The 21,321-nt window shown below is 59.8% G+C and carries 19 protein-coding genes, 1 pseudogene and 1 riboswitch; of the genes and pseudogenes, 12 read left to right on the forward strand and 8 right to left on the reverse strand.

What is annotated here, in order from left to right:
- Nucleotides 1-557: 557 nt before the first annotated feature.
- The gene (locus BJ917_RS21355; RefSeq protein ID WP_096509115.1) at nucleotides 558-797 is read right to left on the reverse strand and encodes a hypothetical protein; all 240 of its coding nucleotides are present in this window, start codon (nucleotides 795-797) and stop codon (nucleotides 558-560) included.
- Nucleotides 798-1,001: 204 nt separating this feature from the next.
- Here BJ917_RS21355 and BJ917_RS21360 point away from each other — a divergent pair, with 204 nt between their 5' ends.
- Complete coding sequence (locus BJ917_RS21360) at nucleotides 1,002-1,586, forward strand: YajG family lipoprotein (protein WP_096509116.1); 585 nt, start codon at nucleotides 1,002-1,004, stop codon at nucleotides 1,584-1,586.
- 174 nt (nucleotides 1,587-1,760) lie between these two features.
- On the opposite strand, the gene BJ917_RS21365 is transcribed toward BJ917_RS21360, so the two are convergent.
- Complete coding sequence (locus tag BJ917_RS21365) at nucleotides 1,761-1,967, reverse strand: hypothetical protein (RefSeq protein ID WP_096509117.1); 207 nt, start codon at nucleotides 1,965-1,967, stop codon at nucleotides 1,761-1,763.
- Between the two features lie 193 nt (nucleotides 1,968-2,160).
- Here BJ917_RS21365 and BJ917_RS21370 point away from each other — a divergent pair, with 193 nt between their 5' ends.
- The gene (locus BJ917_RS21370; RefSeq protein WP_121104438.1) at nucleotides 2,161-2,439 is read left to right on the forward strand and encodes a hypothetical protein; all 279 of its coding nucleotides are present in this window, start codon (nucleotides 2,161-2,163) and stop codon (nucleotides 2,437-2,439) included.
- Between the two features lie 120 nt (nucleotides 2,440-2,559).
- On the opposite strand, the gene BJ917_RS21375 is transcribed toward BJ917_RS21370, so the two are convergent.
- Nucleotides 2,560-3,726 carry a 1-acyl-sn-glycerol-3-phosphate acyltransferase gene (locus tag BJ917_RS21375; RefSeq protein ID WP_096509119.1) on the reverse strand — a complete coding sequence of 389 codons (1,167 nt, stop codon included), beginning with the start codon at nucleotides 3,724-3,726 and terminating at the stop codon, nucleotides 2,560-2,562.
- 139 nt (nucleotides 3,727-3,865) lie between these two features.
- Between BJ917_RS21375 and BJ917_RS21380 the strand changes: the two genes are divergently transcribed.
- The 3 genes from BJ917_RS21380 to BJ917_RS21390 are packed head-to-tail and all read left to right on the forward strand — an operon-like array spanning nucleotide 3,866 to nucleotide 4,977.
- Nucleotides 3,866-4,048: a CPXCG motif-containing cysteine-rich protein gene (locus tag BJ917_RS21380; RefSeq protein ID WP_096509120.1), complete on the forward strand. Its 183-nt coding sequence runs from the start codon at nucleotides 3,866-3,868 to the stop codon at nucleotides 4,046-4,048.
- An 8-nt stretch (nucleotides 4,049-4,056) separates the two neighbouring features.
- A complete protein-coding gene (locus tag BJ917_RS21385; RefSeq protein ID WP_121104440.1) occupies nucleotides 4,057-4,317 on the forward strand; it encodes a putative signal transducing protein in 261 nt (86 codons plus the stop codon).
- 36 nt (nucleotides 4,318-4,353) lie between these two features.
- Nucleotides 4,354-4,977, forward strand: coding sequence for an SOS response-associated peptidase (locus BJ917_RS21390; protein WP_096509122.1), 624 nt, complete (start codon nucleotides 4,354-4,356; stop codon nucleotides 4,975-4,977).
- 109 nt (nucleotides 4,978-5,086) lie between these two features.
- Here the strand turns inward: BJ917_RS21390 and BJ917_RS32805 are convergent, their stop codons facing one another.
- Nucleotides 5,087-5,929: a methyl-accepting chemotaxis protein gene (locus BJ917_RS32805; protein WP_372237753.1), complete on the reverse strand. Its 843-nt coding sequence runs from the start codon at nucleotides 5,927-5,929 to the stop codon at nucleotides 5,087-5,089.
- A 15-nt stretch (nucleotides 5,930-5,944) separates the two neighbouring features.
- A pseudogene (locus BJ917_RS32810) lies at nucleotides 5,945-7,228 on the reverse strand (HAMP domain-containing protein); the annotation flags it as partial.
- Nucleotides 7,229-7,499: 271 nt separating this feature from the next.
- Here BJ917_RS32810 and BJ917_RS21400 point away from each other — a divergent pair.
- The gene (locus BJ917_RS21400; RefSeq protein WP_121104442.1) at nucleotides 7,500-8,315 is read left to right on the forward strand and encodes a M48 family metallopeptidase; all 816 of its coding nucleotides are present in this window, start codon (nucleotides 7,500-7,502) and stop codon (nucleotides 8,313-8,315) included.
- A 119-nt stretch (nucleotides 8,316-8,434) separates the two neighbouring features.
- Here BJ917_RS21400 and BJ917_RS21405 read toward each other — a convergent pair whose 3' ends face one another.
- The 3 genes from BJ917_RS21405 to BJ917_RS21415 all read right to left on the reverse strand — a co-directional run bounded on the left by BJ917_RS21405 (nucleotide 8,435) and on the right by BJ917_RS21415 (nucleotide 11,269).
- On the reverse strand, nucleotides 8,435-9,019 hold the full coding sequence (locus BJ917_RS21405) for a TMEM165/GDT1 family protein (RefSeq protein WP_096509125.1): 585 nt from the start codon (nucleotides 9,017-9,019) through the stop codon (nucleotides 8,435-8,437).
- 90 nt (nucleotides 9,020-9,109) lie between these two features.
- Nucleotides 9,110-9,232, reverse strand: a riboswitch (yybP-ykoY riboswitch).
- 40 nt (nucleotides 9,233-9,272) lie between these two features.
- Nucleotides 9,273-10,271, reverse strand: coding sequence for a class I SAM-dependent methyltransferase (locus BJ917_RS21410; protein ID WP_121104445.1), 999 nt, complete (start codon nucleotides 10,269-10,271; stop codon nucleotides 9,273-9,275).
- A gap of 32 nt (nucleotides 10,272-10,303) precedes the next feature.
- A complete protein-coding gene (locus tag BJ917_RS21415) occupies nucleotides 10,304-11,269 on the reverse strand; it encodes a 2-hydroxyacid dehydrogenase (RefSeq protein WP_121104447.1) in 966 nt (321 codons plus the stop codon).
- 91 nt (nucleotides 11,270-11,360) lie between these two features.
- Between BJ917_RS21415 and BJ917_RS21420 the strand changes: the two genes are divergently transcribed.
- The 6 genes from BJ917_RS21420 (at nucleotide 11,361) to BJ917_RS21445 (ending at nucleotide 21,294) form a co-directional block, all read left to right on the forward strand.
- A complete protein-coding gene (locus BJ917_RS21420) occupies nucleotides 11,361-11,990 on the forward strand; it encodes a LysE family translocator (RefSeq protein ID WP_096509128.1) in 630 nt (209 codons plus the stop codon).
- Between the two features lie 240 nt (nucleotides 11,991-12,230).
- Nucleotides 12,231-13,913, forward strand: coding sequence for a fatty acid--CoA ligase (locus tag BJ917_RS21425; RefSeq protein WP_121104449.1), 1,683 nt, complete (start codon nucleotides 12,231-12,233; stop codon nucleotides 13,911-13,913).
- A 339-nt stretch (nucleotides 13,914-14,252) separates the two neighbouring features.
- Nucleotides 14,253-16,139: a DUF1302 domain-containing protein gene (locus tag BJ917_RS21430; RefSeq protein WP_096509130.1), complete on the forward strand. Its 1,887-nt coding sequence runs from the start codon at nucleotides 14,253-14,255 to the stop codon at nucleotides 16,137-16,139.
- A gap of 28 nt (nucleotides 16,140-16,167) precedes the next feature.
- Nucleotides 16,168-17,532 (forward strand): DUF1329 domain-containing protein, encoded by a 1,365-nt coding sequence (locus BJ917_RS21435; protein WP_096509131.1) that lies wholly within the window; start codon nucleotides 16,168-16,170, stop codon nucleotides 17,530-17,532.
- A gap of 295 nt (nucleotides 17,533-17,827) precedes the next feature.
- Nucleotides 17,828-20,566 (forward strand): LuxR C-terminal-related transcriptional regulator, encoded by a 2,739-nt coding sequence (locus tag BJ917_RS21440; RefSeq protein ID WP_121104451.1) that lies wholly within the window; start codon nucleotides 17,828-17,830, stop codon nucleotides 20,564-20,566.
- An 86-nt stretch (nucleotides 20,567-20,652) separates the two neighbouring features.
- Nucleotides 20,653-21,294, forward strand: coding sequence for an MBL fold metallo-hydrolase (locus BJ917_RS21445; protein ID WP_096509133.1), 642 nt, complete (start codon nucleotides 20,653-20,655; stop codon nucleotides 21,292-21,294).
- Nucleotides 21,295-21,321 lie beyond the last annotated feature (27 nt).

Consider the following 21,321-nt stretch of genomic DNA (forward strand, 5'->3'; position numbering starts at 1 on the left):
GCGCGGGAGGCAATTCGACTTATGGTCGATACATCCGTTTGTGCAACCAAATCCGTAGCGGACAGGCTTCAGGCTCCGGTGTTCGAGGAATACTCGGTCCTGTGTCGTCGGGCTGTTGTAGACGCTAATGGTGCATGTTCAGACGCAAAACTATTCATTTGCTCGCCACACTCTTGTGAAGTTGTGAAAACCCGTTTTTTTCACGCTCTTTTGAAGACGTGAACCTCAAAAAGGGCTGTCCCAGCCTGGCACCGTGCCCGGATGGATTGCCGCCATGGGATACAGGGCAGGCAAAACGGGCAAACAGCTCAGTGACCGAGCGTAATGACAGCTCTGCAGATTCGCGAAAAGTGGAGGTTTTGCTCAACAAAACAGCAAGCGCGCCAGCTTCACTCGATCTGTGTGGGCGGCTCTCTGTGGGCGGTGCGGGGTGTCAATACAAGCGCATTGACGATGCTGCGAGGCCCGATCAGGAGACGTCCTTATAATCGGGGGGAGATTGTATCTAAGAAACGCAGGGAAATGGTCGTGTTTAATGACTTTTATTAGGTGTTTGGTCAGGTCGTCATCAACTGCTGTGCACGCGAGCGTGGCTGATGCTGTTGCGAGACGACGCGGGCACCGGCCGGCAGCGGCTGATTCAGCCAATTCAGGCAGATCTCTTCGATCTCGACCCAACCATCGCCCATGGGCTGCAGGCTGCACTGCCTGAAGGCCTGGCAGTGGCCGTTGCGGTCGAGCAGGGCGAAGCAGCGGTGCAGTGGGCGTGGTGCGAACAGAGAGATCAGATGACGCATGGTGACGTACCGTGTGAGTGACTGCCGAAAAGATTGCCTGCAGGCCATGACGTACACGTGTATGAGCGGTGACATCTGTGTGACAGGAACCGCATTGCCAAGGGTGTGTCAGAGATTTCATCAAACACTGTGCGGTGCTGGTTACCCGCAGTGGCGCACCGCTATACTGCCGGCCTGTTTGTGCCTGATTCTGGAGAGAAGAGCATGTTGCAACGCCTGTTGTTCGGTTTGATCACTGTGACCAGCTTGACGCTGGTCGGCTGCGCCCACAGCCCGCAACAACTGAACCCGGAGCCCAAGCTGACGGCGCAACTGGCACCGATAGGCCACGGTCAGCCGGTGGTGGTGCGCGTTGTAGATGGTCGTCCGTCACCAACCCTGGGTACCCGTGGTGGCCTGTATCCGGAGACCAGCGCGATTACCGTACAGGGCGCGCAGATCCTGCCGAAGCTGCAGGCCCAGGCCGAAGCAGCCGTGCGTCTGTTGGGCTTCACCCCGACGGCCAATGCGATGAACGCTCCACAATTGACGGTGACCCTGGCCGAGCTGAAGTATCAGTCGCCTAAAGAAGGCATGTATGTGACCGAGGCGACCATCGGTGCGACATTCCGCTCCGATGTACAGAATGCCAACCGTCGCTACAGCGGTCGTTACGGCTCGTCCCTGGACCAGCGCTTCGGCATGGCGCCGAACCAGGAAACCAACACCAAGCTGGTCAGCGACGTATTGAGCGATGCGCTGACCCGTCTGTTCAAGGACCCGACCGTGGGTCAGATTCTCGGCGAATAACCCTTCGCCCAATACGAAAAAGCCCGGCGCCAGCAATGGCTCCGGGCTTTTTCCTGTACAGCGAATAACTGTGGGAGCAAAGCTTGCTCGCGATGGCGGCATCACATTCAACTGAGGTGTCGACTGACACCACGCTATCGCGAGCAAGCTTTGCTCCTACAGGATTCGGGGGTGTCAGGCAGCCTGTGAGTAAAAGTCCAGCATACTCACGCCCGTCAGCAAATCCGCTTCCGGCAAATCCGCGTGTTGATGACCGCCTAGTGCGCAATACACCAGCCAATGACGGTCCTGAACGTTGAAGGCGAGACTGTCGACGAGGATTTGTTGTTCGTCGCTGTGATTGATCAGATAGAGGCGATCCTGGTTTTCGGCGTGGAGCATGACGCAATCCCTGTCGGTTTCGAGGGGCGACAGACTGGCGCATTCAGATGACGAAGCCGTGACGCAGGACAGTCATTGGTCAATTGCTGCGTTTTTTGTCGGAAAGGGGGGGCATGCAGGGAAGCTTTCGGTAGAATCCGCGCCGCGGTCGTCGGTTCGGCGTCTGCCACACCTGTTTTGTTTGAGGCTAGTGATGTCGCTGCATTTGATGACGCTGTTAACCGCCCATCCCGCCAAATTGATCAACCTGCTGGCCTTGTTCTTTGCCTTCCCGGGCGGCTGGTTGCTGCACGCGACCCGGCGTCGCGAACAACGCGCGATGGCCAGCCTCCAGGCGCAGCGCAAGAGCAGCCCCAGCGTAGAGCCCACGCTGGATTGGGCGACCTTGCGCATGAACCGGTTTTTCTACCGCTTCGGCTTTGCCTGCCTCGGCTTGGCACTGCTTGTATCCTGGATCAGCACGCGCGTCTGACGGTAGACCTGTAGGAGCCGGCTTGCTGGCGTTGACGGCGCATCCAGCAACATTGATTGCGCCTGACATACCCCTATCGCCAGCAAGCCGGCTCTTACAGAGTCACTCGTGCATTTCTAATTAAAGCGCCAACCCCGCCTTAACTCGATACTGATTGCGCACCGGCGTCGCATATTGCAGCACCAGGAACGGGCGATGTTCTTCAGGGCAGGCGTCCAGGCGTTGCTGCCACTGCTCCTGGGCCTTGGCCAGTTCGTCGGCCGCGAACAGCTCGGCGGCGCTTGGCACCTGCAACTGCGGGTCGGCGTCTTTCCACTGCGCGTAAGCCAGGTAATGCACCGGGAACAGGCGGTAGCCGCCAAGAATCTGCCTGTCCATCTCGACCGCCAATTGCTTGGTATCTTCGAACAGTTCAGTAATCGGCGCGGCAAAGTTCACGTGCACCCGACCTTTATAGCCAGTGATGCCCTTGGCGATGCTCACGTCGTCTTCGCCGGGTGCCTTGGTGTAGCTGCCGGTGGTGGCGCGGATGTAGAGTTCGCGGGCCTTGGCCTGGTCGCACGGGTCGTATTCGTAGCTGATCGACACCGGTGTCAGGTTCAGCGAACGGATGACGTCGCCGAATGGCTCGTCCTTGCGGCTCATGTGGAACATCTTGAGAATCGCCGACTCGGTACGGTCATCGCCGTCCTTGGCCCGGCCTTCGGCCTGGGCGATCCAGATCGAGGCGCAATCGTTGCGGATCGAATGGTTGATGTAGGCCGAAAGCAACTGATAAGCGGCCATTTTTTCGCGGCGGCCGGTGATCGAACGGTGCACGATAAAGCTTTTGTTCAGGCGCATCAGGTCGCTGACGAAGGGCTTTTGCAGCAGGTTGTCACCGATGGCGATGCGCGGGGTCGGCAGGCCGGCGTGGTACACGGCGTAGTTGACGAAGGCCGGGTCCATCACGATGTCGCGGTGATTGGCGATGAACAGATAGGCGCTGCCGGACTTGAACTGCTCGACACCGGTGTAGGTCACCCCATCCGTGGCCCGCTCGATGGTGTGGTCGACGTAATACTCGACTTTGTCCTGCAAAGTGGCCACCGACGTGATGCCGGCGAACTCACGACGCAGACGATGAGCTATAAGAGGTTTGAGCGCCCAGCCTAAAGCGCCGGCAAAGCGCGGGAAGCGGAAGTGGGTGAGGATATCTAGAAACGCCTTGTCGCCGAGCAGTCTTGCCAGCACCGCTGGGACTTCGCTGTCGTCGTAAGGTCGGATGGCATCGAATTCGCCCATCATGCTCTCTTGTTAGAAACGGCTAGGGTAAGTAAAGGTTCGGATCGAAAACCGGCGGGGTACGGTCTGAAAAAGTAGCCAGACAAAAATAGCCCTGCAAATAGACCGGCGATTATACGCACAAGTCACCTGGGAGACCGCGATGCTGGAAGCCGCAGTGTATGAATGTCCGTATTGTGGAGAGGAAGTCGAGACCACTGTGGATCTGTCCGGTGGGGATCAGACCTATATTGAAGACTGCCAGGTGTGCTGCAAGCCGATAACCTTTGTTTTGCAGGTTCATGAACAAGAATGGCATCTCGAAGTGTTCAGTGAGAACGATTGAGGGCATCCATGCAGCGAATCTACGAACCGGAAAACCTCATGGAAGGCGAGTTACTGCAAAGCATGCTCGCCAGCGAGGGCATCGAGGCGCATCTGGTGGGGCGCGATCTGCTGGGCGGGACGGGAGAGCTGCCGATCTTCGGCCTGCTGGGTCTGTCTGTGGATAACGACCAGGCCGAATACGCCCGCGAGCTGATCAGGGCGTACAATGCCGCGCTGCCGCTTCCGGGAGATGAACCGGAAAGCTTTCCCGGCACGCTGGTCTGTTAGTCTGGCGGTTCGTTTGATCAAGAGTTGTGCTGCCCCATGTGTGGACGTTATGCCCTGTTTCGCTGGAATCCCGCCTTCGCGGCCCTGCCTGGCTTTCCCGCCGATCAGCAGGCCCAGTGGAATATTTCCCCCAATGATTCGGTGTTGATGCTGCGTGCCGGTGCGGATGGTCAGCGCGAGTTGGCGCGTGCGCGCTGGGGCCTGACGCCGCCGTGGCTGACCGATCTTTCGCGCACCCCCGCCCATGCCCGGGCCGAAACCGTGGCCGAACAGCCGATGTTTCGCCAGGCCCTTCGCGAACGGCGCTGTTTGTTACCGGCCAACGGTTTCTACGAATGGCGCGGCACCACGCGCAAGCGCCCGTACTGGCTGACGCCGGGGGAGGGCTCGTCGCTGTTTTTCGCGGCGATCTGGGAAGCGTATCCGGTGCAGGAGCAGGTGTGGCTGAGCACGGCGGTCATCACCCAGCCGGCGGCCAGTCAGCGTCGACCGTTGATTCTCGATGCGGCGGCACAGGAAATATGGCTCGATCCCGAAACGCCGTTACATGCCTTGCAGGCCTTGCTGGCCAGTGAACCCGCCGCTTTGCGCGAGCGGGTATTGGCCAATATGGTCAATGATCCGAAGCTCAATGGGCCGGAGTGCCTGACCCCGGGTTGAAGTCTTTGGTGTCAGTGCTGGCCCCATCGCTGGCAAGCCAGCTCCCACAGGTTTTGTGTACACCGCAAATCCCTGTGGGAGCTGGCTTGCCAGCGAAGAGGGCTTCGGATCAGACCTTGAACTGATTGATCAACCGCCGCTGCTGCTCGGCCAATTTGGTCAAATCCGCACTGGCCGCACTCGATTCATCCGCGCCGCCCGCCACTTCATTGGCCACTTGCCCGATATTGATCACGTTGCGGTTGATATCGTCCGCCACCGCGCTTTGCTCCTCGGCGGCGCTGGCGATCTGGGTGTTCATGTCGTTGATCACCGATACCGCCTGGGTGATGGTTTCCAGGGCCTCGGCCGCCTTGGCTGCATGCTGCACGCTTTCGTCGGTGCGGTTCTGGCTGTCTTCCATGACCCGCACCACATCCCGCGTGCCTTGTTGCAGCTGTTGAATCATGGTCTGGATTTCTTCCGTGGCCTTCTGGGTCTTCTGTGCCAGGTTGCGCACCTCGTCGGCCACCACCGCAAAACCGCGACCCTGTTCACCGGCCCGCGCCGCTTCGATGGCCGCGTTCAATGCCAGCAGGTTGGTCTGTTCGGCAATCCCACGAATGGCGGTGAGGATCGCATTGATGTTTTCGCTGTCCTTGGCCAGGGTTTGCACCACGCCGACGGCGCGACCGATTTCCACGGCCAGGGCACCGATGGCGTTCGAGGTGTCATGGACAATCTGTTTGCCCTGGCTGGCCGCCTGGTCGGCATGGCTGGCGGCTTGCGCAGCCTGGGTCGCGTTGCGGGCCACGTCCTGGGCGGTGGCGGTCATTTCCTGCACGGCCGTGGCCACTTGATCGATTTCAGCCATTTGCTTGTGCACGCCGGTGTTGGTGCGAATGGCGATGTCGGCGGTGTGCTCCGACGAATCGCTGACGCTCTGCACCGAGGTCACCACCTGGGTGATCATCACCTGCAACTTGGCCAGGAAGGTGTTGAATCCCTTGGCGATCGAGCCCAGTTCGTCGGAGCGGTCGCTGCTCAGGCGACGAGTCAGGTCGCCTTCGCCTTGAGCGATGTCGTCGAGCATGGCGACCATCTGCTTCAGCGGGCGGGCAATGCCATGGCCGACCAGCCAGATCACCAGCAAGCCGATACCGGCGATCAACAGGCCCACCATGGCCATGCCGAACGTGTCCGATTTGCGCTGGCTGTTCAGGTCGGCCTGAAGCTTTTGCAGGTCGGCCATCACTGCGTTCAACGGTAATTGCAGCATCAAGGTCCAGCGAGCGTCGGTCTGGCCGATGCCGAAAGGCAGATACAGCTCGATCCGGCCCTGGGCCTTGTCGACGGTGTAGGTGACTTCGCCGCGCTTGAGGTTGGCCATATTGGCAATCTGCTTGCTGTCGAGGATATCGCTGACCTTCTCCCCGAATTTGCTTGGGTCTTTGGTGTAGGCAACGATCCGGCCATTGCCGCCGATCAGGGCCATTTCCCCGGCACCGCTGTAGAGTTTCTGGTTGGCGCCCAGGAGCATTTCCTGGATGAAATTCACCGACAGGTCGGCGCCGACGATGCCCTGGAAGGCGCCGTTGAGCATGATCGGTTCAATAAAGGAGGCGAGCATGACGATTTTGTCGCCGACCTTGTAGGGCGCCGGATCGATCACGCAGGATTTTTTGGTCTCTTTCGAGCACAGGTAGTACTCGCTGGCGCGCACACCCGTGGACAAGGTTTTCTGGTCATCCACGTCCACCAGTTTGTCCAGGCCGAGGCTGCCGTCTTCGTTGCGGAACCACCAGGGCAGGAAGCGCCCGTTACTGGCGTCGATGCCCACTACTTTCGTGCCGATGTAGGCCGAATCGTTGTGATCCAGTGCGTCTTTTTCCCAGCCGATGTAGGTACCGAGAATTTTCGGGTTCCTGGCCACGTTTTCCTTGATCAGGCCGATCAATTGCTCGCGGCTGAGGCTCAGCGCAGGCTGGCCATCGGTCCCCGGCGTGCCGATCAGCGCGTTGACCCGTACCAGGCCCCCGGCAATCAGCAGCGGTGCTTCGAGTTCGCGTTGAATCTGGCTGACCTGGGTTTGCGCCAGGGACGTCAGGCGCTGTTCGATGACCTGCTCGAATTGCGTCTGGGTCCGCTCCTGAACCATGTCTTGCGTCCGTGCGCCGGAAAACAGTGCGTAGACCACCAGGGCTGCCACCACACTGAGCACGATGGCGCCGGCCAGGGCCGCCACGGAAAACTGGATTGATTTGAATTTCATGGGCACTCCGCACGCAAAAGGACGTCTGCGGAGGTGTATCGGCAAGGACCCCGATGGGCATGAGCGGGTGCCGAAGAAATGATTGTTTTTAAGGGATTGATGTCGTAATTGAATCAGCGCAGGCCGTTATCGATCGAGGCTCGCCGTGGTTTGTGAATTTTTTTCTACGGCGATGAGAGCTTTATCCGAATTGTACGTCTTACGCTCGTTGTATCTGGCACCGATGCATTTCCACGCCTAGGATACGCACATGTTTTGAGGGAGTTTTTTGATGAACAAGATATTGGTTTTATGTGGGCTGAGTGCAAGTTTGCTGCTCGCCGGCTGCCAATCGGTCAATACCACCAGCGGTGGCGCTGTAGGCGTTGAGCGCAAACAGTACATGTTCAGCATGTTGTCCTCGCAAGAGGTTGACCAGATGTATGCCCAGTCCTATCAGAAGACAGTGGGCGAAGCGTCCAGCAAAGGCGTGCTGGACAAGTCCAGCAGTGAAGCCAAACGGGTTCAGGCGATTGCCGACCGGCTGATTGCCCAGGCACCGAACTTCCGTCCGGACGCGGCCCAGTGGAAGTGGGAAGTCAATCTGATCAAGAGCGATGAACTCAACGCCAACTGCGGGCCGGGTGGCAAGATCATTTTTTACACCGGGCTGATTGACAAGCTGCAACTGACCGACGATGAAATCGCCGCGGTCATGGGCCATGAAATTGCCCACGCCCTGCGCGAGCACGGTCGCGAGGCGATGTCCAAGGCTTACGGTATCGAGATGGCCAAGCAGGGCGCCGGAGCCTTGTTCGGTCTGGGTCAGGACAGCCTGGCCCTGGCTGACGCCGTGACCAACTACGGCATGACGTTGCCCAACAGTCGTGAAAACGAAAACGAAGCGGACCTGATCGGTCTGGAGTTGGCCGCCCGCGCCGGTTACAACCCGAATGCCGCGATCACCCTGTGGAACAAGATGAGCAAGGCCTCGGAAGGTGCTCCACCGGAGTTCATGAGTACTCACCCGAACTCGTCGAGCCGTATTGCTTCGTTGCAGGCGGCGATTCCGAAGGTGATGCCCCTGTATGAGCAGGCGAAGAAGTAGTCATGTGGCGTAGCTGCTGACGCCATCGCGAGCAGGCTCGCTCCCACATTGGAACGCGGTCAAATGTGGGAGCGAGCCTGCTCGCGAAGAGCGATAACGCGGTCTAACGACCTACTGCGTCAAACCCACCCACTGCTCTGCATCGCCTTGTACACCGCGACAATCGCCAGAATGAAGAACGCCGACGCCGCCAGTCGACGGATCAGCGTGAGTGGCAATTTATCCGCCGCAAAGTTACCCGCCAGAACCACCGGTACGTTGGCAATCAGCATCCCGAGGGTGGTGCCAATGATCACCAGCCACAACTCTGGATACTGTGCAGCAAGCATCACGGTAGCGATCTGGGTCTTGTCACCGATTTCCGCCAGGAAAAACGCGATCAGCGTGGTCACGAATGGCCCGAACTTGCGAGCGGTGCTGGCCTCGTCGTCATCCATCTTGTCCGGCACCAGCGTCCACAGGGCGGTCGCGGCGAAGCTCGCGGCGAGGATCCAGTGCAGCATCGTGTCCGAGAAGAAACTGCCAACCCAGGCGCCGACTGCGCCGGCTGCCGCGTGGTTGGCCAGGGTCGCGGCAACGATGCCGGCGATGATCGGCCACGGCTTGCGGAAACGGGCAGCGAGAATGAGCGCGAGCAGCTGCGTCTTGTCGCCGATTTCGGCCAAGGCAACGATTGCGGTGGGAACGAGTAATGAATCCAGCATCAGGGGTTTTCCTAAGGGGCGGGTCGACACGGCTATGACACGTACAGCCTTCCCGCCCCGGGTAAGGTGTTCGTGTCATAGGTCTTGTCAAACCCTGCGATCCGTCTGATGCGGACGCTTGGGTCGCATGCGCCATGGTCTGAGGACCAAGTATGTTGACGCATGCCGGACGAGCATGGCGCTCGTGGGAGACTACTCCCCTAGGACGGAGCGGATTCTGCCTACGCAAATCCGTTTGAGCAAGAACAAATTTTCAGCCGCGTTTAGCCCTGTAGATCCGAAAACCCTGTCCTTCTGCCTTGATGGTGCACGCGCCCAAGTGCTCCTCGATGAGCGGTTGATACTTCAGGAAGCTATTGGCCACCAGGCGAAGTTCGCCACCGTTTTTCAGATGTTTTGCCGCTTTTCGCAGCAAGTTCTCGGTCGCGTAATAGTCGGTATGCACCCCGACATGGAACGGTGGATTGCTCAAAATCGCATTCAGACCCATGGGGGCGGCGTCGATACCGTCACCCGTAATCACCTCGGCTTCCAGACCGTTGGCAGCCAGGGTCAAACGGCTGCTGGCGGCGGCAAACGCATCAACGTCCAGCAAGGTGATCTGGTTGTGCGGGTAGCGACGTTTTACTGCCGCGCCCAAAACGCCGGCACCGCAACCGAAATCCAGCAAATGACCGCTTGGCAGTTTGTCCAGATGCTCGAGCAGCAGCGCGCTGCCGCGATCCAGTCGGCCATGGCTGAACACGCCCGGCAGGCTGATGACTTTGAGCGGGCCTTCGGCCAGCGGCAACTCGTATTCCTGGGCCAGGCTTTCCAATGATTTGGCCTGTGGCGCGTTCGCCACGGTGACTTGCCAGAGTTGGCAATGCCGCGCGCTGTCGAGCTTTCGCGGCTTGCCGAAGGGATTCAGTTGCTTGGCCGCGCCTTCAATGCCGCTTTTTTTCTCACCGACCAGAAATACCTCGCGACCTTCCAGGCGTGACGCCACGGCGTTGAGGATGTAATCGGTCAGATCCCTGGATTTGGGCAGAAACACCACGGCGGATTCGAACGCGAACTCAGGTGCATTCACGCCAAAATCGCTGCGGCCGGCAAAGCGGGCATCCAGCGCAGCTTGATCGCCGGCATGCCAGCACCAGCCACGAGCGGCGGGCAGGCGGCCGAGTAAATCGTCGGCGGGCAAACCGGCCAACAGCACTGGCCCCTGGAATAATTCAGCCTGACGAAGCAGTACTTCACTGCGCGGATCCATAACTGCTCCTGTGAAAAAAGTGCCGCAGTTTATCAACTGACGACCCGCAGCGCCTTACCGCTGAAGTATCCCAAGGCGTTTTCGGTGACCTGGCCAACGATTCGCTGCCGAGCTTCGCGACTGCCCCAGGCGTTGTGCGGGGTGACGATCAGCCGAGGGATGTCGTGGGCCAGCAACGGGTTGCCATTGATGGGTGGCTCCACGCTCAGCACATCGGTGGCGGCGCCGCCCAGATGCCCGTTGCGCAAGGCATCGGCCAGCGCTTGTTCATCGATCAGGCCGCCACGGGCGGTGTTGACCACGAACGCGCCGGGTTTCATCGAGGCCAGTTCACGGGCGCCGATGAAATGTCGGGTGTGTTCGTTCAGCGGGCAGTGCAGGGTCAGTGCGTCGATTTGCGGCAGCAGTTCGTCCAGCGGCAGACGGTCGGGCCGGGCAGGGCGCCCCGGGATCTGGCCCAACAGTACCCGCATGCCAAACGCTTCGGCCAGCCGCGCGACCGCGCCGCCCAGTTCGCCGTGACCGAGCAACCCCAGGGTTTTTCCTTCCAGCTCGACAATCGGGTAATCCAACAGGCAAAACTGCTTTGCCTGCTGCCAGCGCCCCTCGCCAACGGCTTTCTGATAGTCAGCCAGGCGCGTCGCCAGGTTGAGCAACAGCATGATCGTGTGTTGCGCCACGGACGGTGTGCCGTAACCCTGGCAGTTGCACACGGTAACGCCGTGGGCACGAGCGGCCACGAGGTCGACATTGTTGGTGCCGGTGGCGGTGATCAGAATCAGCTTCAGCTCGGGGCTGGCGGCGATGGCGGCGGCGTCGATCTGGATCTTGTTGGTGATGGCAACGGTGGCGCCCTTGAGGTGTTCGATCACTTGATCAGGCAAGGTCTGGGCGAACAGCTGCAATTCGCTGAAGCACCCGCGTAACGGGCCGAGGTCGAGATCACCCAGATCCAGGGACGGATGGTCGAGGAAAACGGCGCGGCGAATGTTCGTCATCAACTGTACCTTTTGTACAATGAACTGAAGGCGTAATCTGCCGAGCCTACCAGATGAAATGAATAGTTACGCTTGGCCTAAAGGAGCCCTCATGTACTGGACAGAGTTCTTGACCGTTGCCCTGATTCACCTGCTGGCCGTGGCCAGCCCCGGCCCGGACTTTGCCGTGGTGGTGCGTGAGAGCGTGACCCACGGTCGTCGCGCCGGTACCTGGACGGCGTTGGGCGTCGGCACGGCGATTTTCCTGCATGTCGGCTATTCGCTGCTGGGCATCGGCCTGATCGTGTCCCAGTCGATCGTATTGTTCAACGCCTTGAAATGGGCCGCCGCCGCTTACTTGCTGTACATCGGTTTCAAGGCGCTGCGGGCGCAACCGGCCAAGGCAGTGACGGACGATCTGCACAAGGAAGCCGGCGAGCGCACGGCACGCGGCGCTTTCACCTCGGGGTTCGTGACCAATGGCCTGAACCCGAAGGCCACGTTGTTCTTCCTGTCGTTGTTCACCGTGGTGATCAATCCGCATACACCGCTGGCGGTGCAGGCCGGCTACGGGATTTACCTCGCGGCAGCGACAGCAACCTGGTTCTGCCTGGTGGCCATGCTGTTCAGCCAGCAGCGCGTGCGTGCCGGGTTCGCCCGCATGGGTCACTGGTTCGACCGGACCATGGGCGCAGTACTGATCGCGATCGGTGTGAAGCTCGCGTTCACCGAGATGCACTGATCAAACATCTATCCCTGTAGGAGCTGCCGCAGTCTGCGATCTTTTGATCTTCATAAAGCAGGATCAAAAGATCGCAGCCTGCGGCAGCTCCTACATTCGGGTGATAGCCTCAAGAATGCTGGCGCAACGCTAGCATTCGTGTGGCTCTGCAAATCATTCCTTTGGCTGATTTGGCTGGCGAGCAGGGGCACTACAGTGCTTACTTTCAGCCACGACCGTGTAGTCAGAAAAGGGATTCTTATGTTGCAGACACGCGTTATCCCCCCAGCCGAAGGCGCTTACCAGTATCCGCTGCTGATCAAACGGCTTTTGATGTCCGGTACGCGTTATGAGAAAACCCGCGAAATCGTTTACCGCGACCAGTTGCGCTACAGCTATCCGACCCTGATCGAACGGGTCGCGCGGCTGTCCAACGTGTTGACGGCGGCCGGTGTCAAACCCGGGGACACCGTGGCGGTCATGGATTGGGACAGCCATCGTTATCTGGAATGCATGTTCGCCATTCCGATGATCGGCGCCGTGATCCACACCATCAACGTGCGCCTGTCGCCGGAGCAGATCCTCTACACCATGAATCATGCCGAGGACCGCTATGTGCTGGTCAACAGCGAATTCGTGGGGCTGTACAACGCGATTGCCGGGCACCTGACCACCGTCGAGAAAACCCTGCTGTTGACCGACCTGCCGGAAAAGACCGCTGACCTGCCGAATCTCGTCGGCGAGTACGAGCAGTTGCTGGCAGCTGCGAGCCCGCAGTACGACTTCCAGGACTTCGACGAGAACTCGGTCGCGACCACTTTCTACACCACCGGCACCACCGGTAATCCCAAGGGGGTGTATTTCACCCATCGGCAATTGGTCCTGCACACCATGGGCGTGTCGACCATCATGGGCGCAATTGACAGCGTGCGCCTGCTGGGCACCAACGACGTGTACATGCCGATCACCCCGATGTTTCACGTTCATGCCTGGGGGCTGCCGTATGTAGCGACCATGCTCGGGCTCAAGCAGGTTTATCCCGGTCGCTACGATCCGGAATTCCTGGTGGAGCTGTGGCGCAAGGAAAAGGTCTCCTTTTCGCACTGCGTGCCGACCATCCTGCAAATGGTCCTCAATTCCAAGGCAGCGCAAAACATCGACTTCGGTGGCTGGAAAATCGTCATCGGTGGCAGTGCGCTCAATCGTGCGCTGTACGAAGCCGCCAAGGCCAAAGGCATTCAGCTGACCGCCGCTTACGGCATGTCGGAAACCGGGCCGCTGGTATCGTGCGCGCACCTCAACGACGAACTGATGGCCGGCACCGAAGACGAACGCACCACCTATCGGATCAAGGCCGGCGTGCCGGGGCCATTGGTGGAGGCGGCAATCGTCGACACCGACGGCAACTTCCTCCCCGCCGACGGTGAAACCCAGGGCGAACTGGTGTTGCGCGCGCCGTGGCTCACCGAGGGTTATTTCAACGAGCCGCAAAAAGGCGTCGAACTCTGGGCCGGGGGCTGGTTGCACACCGGTGATGTCGCGACCCTGGACAGCATGGGCGTGATCGACATTCGTGACCGGATCAAGGACGTGATCAAGACCGGCGGCGAGTGGATCTCCTCCCTCGACCTCGAGGACCTGATCAGTCGCCACGTGGCGGTACGCGAAGTAGCAGTGGTGGGGATTGCCGATCCACAGTGGGGCGAGCGCCCGTTTGCCTTGCTGGTGCTGCGCGAAGGCCATGAGATCGGGGCCAGGGAACTCAAGGAACACCTCAAACCGTTCGTGGAGCTGGGGCACCTGAGCAAGTGGGCCATCCCGAGCCAGATCGCCCTTGTTACTGAAATTCCCAAGACCAGTGTCGGCAAACTCGACAAGAAGAAAATTCGCGTCGACATCTCCGAATGGCAAGCCACCAACAGCACCTTCCTCTCGACGCTTTAAGCCTCCTCTGGCGTGCCCGAAAGGGCACGCCAGCCCCACCAAGCAAGCGCTTGGCTTGTTAAATTCTTATTTTCAGCCATTCTTGCCGGGCCGACGGGTGTCGGACTGGCGAAAGGACTGTTCCAGAGTGGCTGGCAGGTGCAAATCACACTTTAGAGGGATCAAGCACTACTACCTGCTGGCTATAGTCCGCTCAAGGATTTTTAAGAACGGAGCAACCGCACAAACTGGGGCGATGCAACTTTGGAATGACTTTGGGATGCCTTGGCTCCCGGTTATCCACAGCGTTTTTAGAAGTGCTCACTGCCATAACAATAAAATGCACATGGAGTAGCGTCGATGACATCAGTAAACCAGTTCTGGCGCCGGGCTAAGTTACCCCTGGCCGTCAGCCTTGCCTCTACGCTCGCCGGACCTGCATTCGGCGTCAGTTTCAACGTTGGCGAAATCGAAGGTCAGTTCGACTCATCCCTGTCGATCGGTGCCAGTTGGTCTACCGAGCAGCCGAACAAGAACCTCATCGGCGTCAACAACGGCGGCCGCGGGCTGTCCCAGACTTCCGATGACGGTCACCTGAACTTCAAGAGCGGCGAAACCTTCTCGAAGATCTTCAAGGGCATTCACGACCTTGAATTGAAGTATGGCGATACCGGCGTTTTCGTCCGTGGCAAATACTGGTACGACTTTGAACTGAAAGACGAAAGCCGCCCGTTCAAGGACATCAGCGACGACGGCCGCAAGGAAGGCGCGAAGTCCGCCGGTTCCGAACTCCTCGATGCGTTTGTTTATCACAACTACTCCATCGCCGACTTGCCGGGTTCCGTGCGCTTGGGCAAGCAGGTGGTGAGCTGGGGTGAAAGTACCTTCATCGGCGGCGGCATCAACTCGATCAACCCGATCGACGTCTCCGCGTTCCGTCGACCAGGTGCCGAGATCAAGGAAGGCCTGATCCCGGTCAACATGTTCTACATCTCCCAGAGCCTCACCGACAATCTGTCGGCCGACGCCTTCTACCAGCTCGAATGGGACCAGACCGTTGTCGACAACTGCGGCACCTTCTTCTCTCAGCCCGACATCATCGCCGACGGTTGCAACAACAACCTGCGCGTGCTGAACAGCCGTTCGACGATTCCTGCCGCTGCGCTGCCGACGCTGACCGCGTTGGGTGTCGACGCCAACAACGAAGGTGTGCTGGTGCGCCGTGCCTCGGACCGCGATGCGCGTGACAGCGGTCAGTGGGGGGCGTCCTTCAAATACATGTTCGACCCGCTGGACACCGAGTTCGGTGCCTATTTCATGAACTACCACAGCCGTGCGCCGATCTTCAGTGCCACGGGTGCGTCACAAGCGACTTTCGCCCGAGTGGCGGCCTTGCCCGCACAATTGCGCGCTCTGGCGCCGCTGATCGTCGCGGGTAATTCGAGCTACTTCGTCGAGTATCCGGAAGACATCCGCCTCTACGGCTTGAGCTTCTCCACCACCCTGCCTACCGGCACGGCGTGGAGCGGTGAAGTCAGCTACCGTCCGAATGCACCGGTGCAGCTCAACTCCACCGACATCCTGTTCGCCGGTGTCCGTCCTCTGGGCGGCGCGCTGACCAACGCTTCGCTGCTTTCCGGCGTACCGGGCCAGGACTTGCACGGCTACCGCCGCAAGGAAGTCACCCAGTTCCAGACCACCCTGACGCACTTCTTCGATCAGGTCATGGGTGCCAGCCGTCTGACCCTGGTGGGCGAAGTGGGCGTAACCCACGTCGGCGGCCTGGAAAGCTCTTCTGATGTCCGTTATGGCCGTGACCCGGTCTTCGGCCCAGGCGAGTTGCCTGCCACAGGCGGCGTGAACACGTGCGTGGCACTCAACACCAGCACCATCAACGGCGCCGGTCCGGGTTCCCCGACCAACAACCTCAGCCGCAATTGCACCGACGAAGGCTTCACCACGCCGACTTCCTGGGGTTATCGCGGTCGTGCCATCTGGGAATACAACGACGTATTCGCCGGTGTGAACCTCAAGCCGAACGTGGCCTGGTCCCACGACGTGAGCGGCTACTCCCCTGGTCCTGGCGGCAACTTCGAGGAAGGCCGCAAGGCGGTCAGCCTGGGCGTCGATGCCGAGTACCAGAACACCTACACCGCAAGCCTGGCGTACACCAACTTCTTCGACGGCAAGTACACCACCGTGGATGATCGCGACTTCGTTGCGCTCAGCTTCGGCGTGAACTTCTAAGCACTTTATTTTCAGGACGAGTACACACATGAAAATAACAAAGAGTCTGTTCCATGCCGGTGTCCTGGGTCTTTCGCTGCTGGCGACCAGCGTAATGGCGGCGGTCCCGGCGGCCGAAGCGGACAAGCTGGGCAAGAGCCTGACCCCGATGGGCGCCGAGATGGCGGGTAACGCCGACGGTTCGATTCCAGCCTGGAAGCCGATGCCGAAAAATGCCGGTACAGCCGACAGCAAGGGCTTCCTGTCCGATCCGTACGCCAGCGAAAAGCCGTTGTTCACCATCACGGCGCAGAACGTCGACCAGTACAAGGACAAGCTCGCTCCGGGCCAGTACGCGATGTTCAAGCGCTACCCGGAAACCTTCAAGATGCCGGTTTACCCGTCCCATCGCGGTGCCACCGTGCCGGATGACGTGTTCGCCGCCATCAAGAAAAACGCCACCAACACGGAGCTGGTGTCCGGCGGCAACGGTCTGAAAAACTTTGAGACCGCGGTACCGTTCCCGATCCCGAAAAACGGCGTGGAAGTCATTTGGAACCACATCACCCGTTATCGCGGTGGCAGCGTGACCCGCCTGGTGACCCAGGCCACGCCGCAGGCGAACGGTTCGTTCAGTCTGGTGTACTTCCAGGACCAGTTCGTGTTCCGCGACAAGATGAAGGATTACGACGCGTCGAACCCGGGCAACATCCTGTTCTACTTCAAGCAGAAAGTGACCGCGCCGGCACGTCTGGCCGGTGGTGTGTTGCTGGTGCACGAAACTCTCGACCAGGTGGCGGAACCGCGTTCGGCGTGGGTCTACAACGCCGGTCAGCGTCGCGTGCGTCGTGCGCCACAAGTATCTTATGACGGCCCGGGTACTGCCGCCGACGGTCTGCGTACCTCCGACAACCTCGACATGTACAACGGTGCGCCGGATCGTTACGACTGGAAGCTCGAAGGCAAGAAAGAGATGTACATCGCCTCCGATGCCTACAAGCTCGACGATCCGAAGCTCAAGTACGCCGACATCATCAAGGCCGGCCACATCAACCAGGACCTGGCTCGCTACGAGCTGCGTCGGGTCTGGCATGTGGTGGCAACCTTGAAGGAAGGTCAGCGCCACATCTACGCCAAACGTGACTTCTACATCGACGAGGACACCTGGCAGGCGGCGGTGATCGACCACTACGACGGTCGCAATCAACTCTGGCGTGTGGCGGAAGCTCACTCCCAGAACTATTACAACGTCCAGGTGCCGTGGTACACCCTGGAGGCCCTGTACGACCTGCAATCGGGCCGTTACCTGGCACTGGGCATGAAGAACGAAGAGAAGTCGGCATATGACTTCGGCTTCACCGCCAGCACCGCGGACTTCACCCCGAACGCCTTGCGTCAGGATGGTATTCGCTAACTTCTGGAAACCGAGGCCGCATCCTCAGAAAACGCCCCGACTGGTTCGGGGCGTTTTTTTTGGGGGAATCGAAAGGGTCGTCAACGATAACGCGTAAAACCTGACAACCCGCGCAGCCCTCGGGTTTTTCGCGAGCAGGCTCGCTCCTACAGTTGGCGTGAGCACTTTTTGTTTAAACATGGGTTCGTAGTCTTTTTGTAGCCATTTGTAGCAATTATCTTCATTCCCTCATCGTTTACCGCTAGTCTGCGGACATCTGCAACGCCGCCACCCGCAATTCAAACAAGAGCCGGCCATGACTGATCTGACCCGACCACCAGGTCCTGCAAGCGTCGCTATCACCGCGCTGGACGGGCGCTTTTTCCGACCGCCATTGCCCGACGGCCATGTGCTGCGCCCGCGACTGTGCGAGCGCCTGAGTGCGGGGCTCGGCGGCAGGCTGCTGTTGGTGAGCGCTCCGGCGGGGTTCGGCAAGAGTTCATTGGCGGTGGAGTTCTGTCAGGCGCTGCCGGCGCATTGGCAAAGTCTGTGGCTGGGCTTGAGTCCGAGGGACAGCGACCCGGGCCGATTCCTCGAGCGATTGCTCGAAGGCCTTCAGGATTTTTATCCACAACTGGGCAGGCAGTCCCTCGGGCTACTGAAAATGCGTCAACGCCATCAGCCCTTCGCCTTCGAAGAATGGCTGGACGGATTGCTCGATGAACTGGCCGTGCACCTGTCGACGGCGACGCCGCTGTTGCTGGTGCTCGATGACTATCATCTGGCCCAGGGGCCGGTTCTGGATCGTTGCCTGCAATTTTTCCTCAACCACCTTCCCGATGGCCTGCTGGTGATGGTCACCAGTCGTCAGCGTCCCGATTGGCACCTGGCACGGCTTCGTCTGTCGCGGCAGCTGCTGGAATTGCACGAGCAGGACCTGCGCCTGACCCACGATGAGGCCCTGAGTCTGCTAGCCCGGCACAGCAGCTCCTTGCGCGGTGAGGCGCTGGAAAGCCTGATCCAGCGCAGCGAAGGCTGGGTGGCCGGGTTGCGTTTCTGGCTGTTGGCGGCGTCGGAAGCTGGCACGCAAGGCGCATTGCCCCAGGCGCTTCACGGCGGGGAAGGCCTGATCCGCGATTACCTGCTTGAAGAAGTGATCGATTGCCTGCCCGCCGAGGTGCAGGCCTTTCTCTACGACACCGCGCCCCAGGAGCGTTTCTGCAGCGAACTGTGCGATGCCGTGCGAGACGCCCATGACAGTGCCGAGATCCTGCGCTTTCTGGCGGCCCACCAGGTGTTTCTGGTGCCGCTGGACGAACATGGTCACTGGTATCGCTACCACCATCTGTTTTCCGACCTGCTGCGCTCGCGGCCCGCTGTCCAGTCGATGGTGCCGGCCGCCAGCCTGCACCTGCGCGCCTGTCGCTGGTTCAATGCCCAGGGGTTACTCGATGAAGCGGTAGAGCAGGCGTTGCGTGCCGGACATCTGGACGTCGCGGCGAACCTGGTGCAAAACCTGTCGGAGGAGCAACTGCTGGCCGAGCAGAATGTCGGTATGTTGCTGCGCTGGAAAATGGACTTGCCCGACAGTCTGCTGATCAGCACACCGCGACTGATTGTGCTCTACAGTTGGGCGCTGGGGCTGGCTTGTCAGCTGGATGCCGCCGAGGAACTGGCCAGTCATTTGAGCCGCTTCCTGCCGGCCCCGTCAGCCACCGCGCAAAAGTCGATGCTGGCGCAATGGCTGGCATTGAGCGGGATCATCGCCCGTGGGCGCGGTAACCGTGAGCTCACGTTGCGCTATTGCACCGAAGCGCTGGAGAGTCTTCCGTGCAAGCGTTACGGTCAGCGGCTGATGTGCCTCTCGACCCTGTCCAACCTGGCCATTGCCGATGGTGATTTGTGGCGTGCGCGTGGGCTGAACCGTGATTCACTGGAGCTGGCGCAACGGGTCGGCAATCCATTGTTCGAAGCGCTGGCCCATTACGACCGCGCGCGAGTGCTGCAAGCACGAGGGGAGATCCTGCGTTCGCTGAATGAAGTCCGGCAGGGGCTGCAACGCTTGCAAGGGCTGTCACCGCAACGACTCTATGCCGTACGCGCACGCCTGACGTTATACGAAGGTTTTCTGCTGGCGCTACGCCTGCAACCGCAAGCGGCTCGGGTGCGTTTACAGGTTGGCTTGAGCGAGGCCCGAGCCTGTCGCGACATCAGTGTACTGATCGGCCACTGTGTCATCGCCCGACTTGAAGGCAGCAGCGGCGAATTCGCCAAGGCCTTTGCAGAGCTGGCCGAAGCCGAACGTCTGATGCATATCTGGGACGTGCCGCCCATTTATTATCTGGCGATGATCACCCTGGTCAAATGCGAGCTCTGGCTGGCCCAGGGGCGTATCGATCTGGCCGAAGCCTGGCTGGCGCGACTGGGCCAGACCTATAACGGTGGACACCCGGCATCGCCCCCGGAGTTCCACCCGCAACTTCCCCTGCATATCGAACTGCAACAGGCCCTGCTGGAAGTCATTCAGGGGCAACCGATGTTGGCCGAAGGGCGTTTGAATGCGCTGCTTGAACAAGGGCAGCAAACTGGCCGACAGCTGCTCAGTGCGATGGCCCTGACTCAAAAAGTCTCTTTGTTGCTGGGCAACGGGCGCGAACCCGAGGCGCGCAAGGCACTGGCTCAGGCGCTGGATGCCGCTGCAGGGGGCGCGCTGCAACCGTTTGACGGATTGTTGGCCGAGCATCCGGAATGGCTTCGCGGGCAACTGCAAAGCTGTGCGGCGACCACCGTTTCACAGGACATTTCAGAAAAGTTGCCGGCACCGGCAAACCGTCCGGCGCTGGAGCCTGTCCTGCCGGCTGAACAACTGAGTACCCGGGAAATGGCCGTTTTGCGTTTGATCGCCCAAGGTTGCTCGAACCAGGAAATCAGCGATCAGCTGTTTATCTCCCTGCACACGGTTAAAACCCATGCCAGCCACATCAACAGCAAGCTTGGCGTTGAACGGCGTACGCAGGCTGTAGCACGGGCCAAGGAATTGGGGGTGTTGGGTTAAGGATTCTTCACGTTTCAGCGCAGGGTAAATCGCGGAATACTCAATTGTGCGAAAATCCCTCGTCCCCGTTTATCGAGCAGGCCCCGATGTCCCAGCAGCCCACCCTCATTCGCGAAACCTTCCCCGTCGGCCCTTTGCAGTGCAACTGCACGATCATCGGCGATCCGGTGACGAAAAAGGCTATCGTCGTTGATCCGGGGGGCAATCACGAACTGATCCTCGCCCGTCTCGATGCCTTGGGCTTGAAGGTCGTCAGCATCATTCACACCCATGCGCATCTCGACCACTTCCTGGCGTCGGGTCAGCTGAAGGAAAAAACCGGCGCGACCCTGCACCTGCACAAGGAAGATCAATTCCTCTGGGATAACCTGGAGATGCAGTGCCAGATGTTTGGTGTTCCCTATACGCCGGTGCCGTCGCCGGATCGCTGGCTGGCTGACGATGAAGAGTTGGCTTGCGGTTGCGGTGTGGCATTGCACACACCAGGTCATACACCGGGCTCCATGAGCTTTTGGTTTTCAGAGGCTAAGCTGCTGATTGCCGGTGACACCCTGTTTCGTCGCGGGGTGGGGCGTACGGATTTGTGGGGCGGCGATCAGGCGACTATCGTGCGCTCGATCAAGCAGCGTCTGTATACGCTCGACGAAGAGGCGACGGTGGTGACCGGGCATGGTCCGGACACCCGTCTGGGGGATGAAATGCGCGAAAATCCTTTTGTTCGTGCCTGATTTGTAACACGTGGAATTTTCACCTGC

Source organism: Pseudomonas sp. WPR_5_2, assembly GCF_003634475.1.
Taxonomy (GTDB): domain Bacteria; phylum Pseudomonadota; class Gammaproteobacteria; order Pseudomonadales; family Pseudomonadaceae; genus Aquipseudomonas; species Aquipseudomonas izuensis.

Bases quoted from the DNA above. Each gene is read 5' to 3' on its own strand.
- BJ917_RS21355 (WP_096509115.1), bottom strand. From the start codon at position 797: ATGCGTCATCTGATCTCTCTGTTCGCACCACGCCCACTGCACCGCTGC.
- BJ917_RS21360 (WP_096509116.1), top strand. From the start codon at position 1,002: ATGTTGCAACGCCTGTTGTTCGGTTTGATCACTGTGACCAGCTTGACG.
- BJ917_RS21365 (WP_096509117.1), bottom strand. From the start codon at position 1,967: ATGCTCCACGCCGAAAACCAGGATCGCCTCTATCTGATCAATCACAGC.
- BJ917_RS21370 (WP_121104438.1), top strand. From the start codon at position 2,161: ATGTCGCTGCATTTGATGACGCTGTTAACCGCCCATCCCGCCAAATTG.
- BJ917_RS21375 (WP_096509119.1), bottom strand. From the start codon at position 3,726: ATGATGGGCGAATTCGATGCCATCCGACCTTACGACGACAGCGAAGTC.
- BJ917_RS21380 (WP_096509120.1), top strand. From the start codon at position 3,866: ATGCTGGAAGCCGCAGTGTATGAATGTCCGTATTGTGGAGAGGAAGTC.
- BJ917_RS21385 (WP_121104440.1), top strand. From the start codon at position 4,057: ATGCAGCGAATCTACGAACCGGAAAACCTCATGGAAGGCGAGTTACTG.
- BJ917_RS21390 (WP_096509122.1), top strand. From the start codon at position 4,354: ATGTGTGGACGTTATGCCCTGTTTCGCTGGAATCCCGCCTTCGCGGCC.
- BJ917_RS32805 (WP_372237753.1), bottom strand. From the start codon at position 5,929: ATGATCACCCAGGTGGTGACCTCGGTGCAGAGCGTCAGCGATTCGTCG.
- BJ917_RS21400 (WP_121104442.1), top strand. From the start codon at position 7,500: ATGAACAAGATATTGGTTTTATGTGGGCTGAGTGCAAGTTTGCTGCTC.
- BJ917_RS21405 (WP_096509125.1), bottom strand. From the start codon at position 9,019: ATGCTGGATTCATTACTCGTTCCCACCGCAATCGTTGCCTTGGCCGAA.
- BJ917_RS21410 (WP_121104445.1), bottom strand. From the start codon at position 10,271: ATGGATCCGCGCAGTGAAGTACTGCTTCGTCAGGCTGAATTATTCCAG.
- BJ917_RS21415 (WP_121104447.1), bottom strand. From the start codon at position 11,269: ATGACGAACATTCGCCGCGCCGTTTTCCTCGACCATCCGTCCCTGGAT.
- BJ917_RS21420 (WP_096509128.1), top strand. From the start codon at position 11,361: ATGTACTGGACAGAGTTCTTGACCGTTGCCCTGATTCACCTGCTGGCC.
- BJ917_RS21425 (WP_121104449.1), top strand. From the start codon at position 12,231: ATGTTGCAGACACGCGTTATCCCCCCAGCCGAAGGCGCTTACCAGTAT.
- BJ917_RS21430 (WP_096509130.1), top strand. From the start codon at position 14,253: ATGACATCAGTAAACCAGTTCTGGCGCCGGGCTAAGTTACCCCTGGCC.
- BJ917_RS21435 (WP_096509131.1), top strand. From the start codon at position 16,168: ATGAAAATAACAAAGAGTCTGTTCCATGCCGGTGTCCTGGGTCTTTCG.
- BJ917_RS21440 (WP_121104451.1), top strand. From the start codon at position 17,828: ATGACTGATCTGACCCGACCACCAGGTCCTGCAAGCGTCGCTATCACC.
- BJ917_RS21445 (WP_096509133.1), top strand. From the start codon at position 20,653: ATGTCCCAGCAGCCCACCCTCATTCGCGAAACCTTCCCCGTCGGCCCT.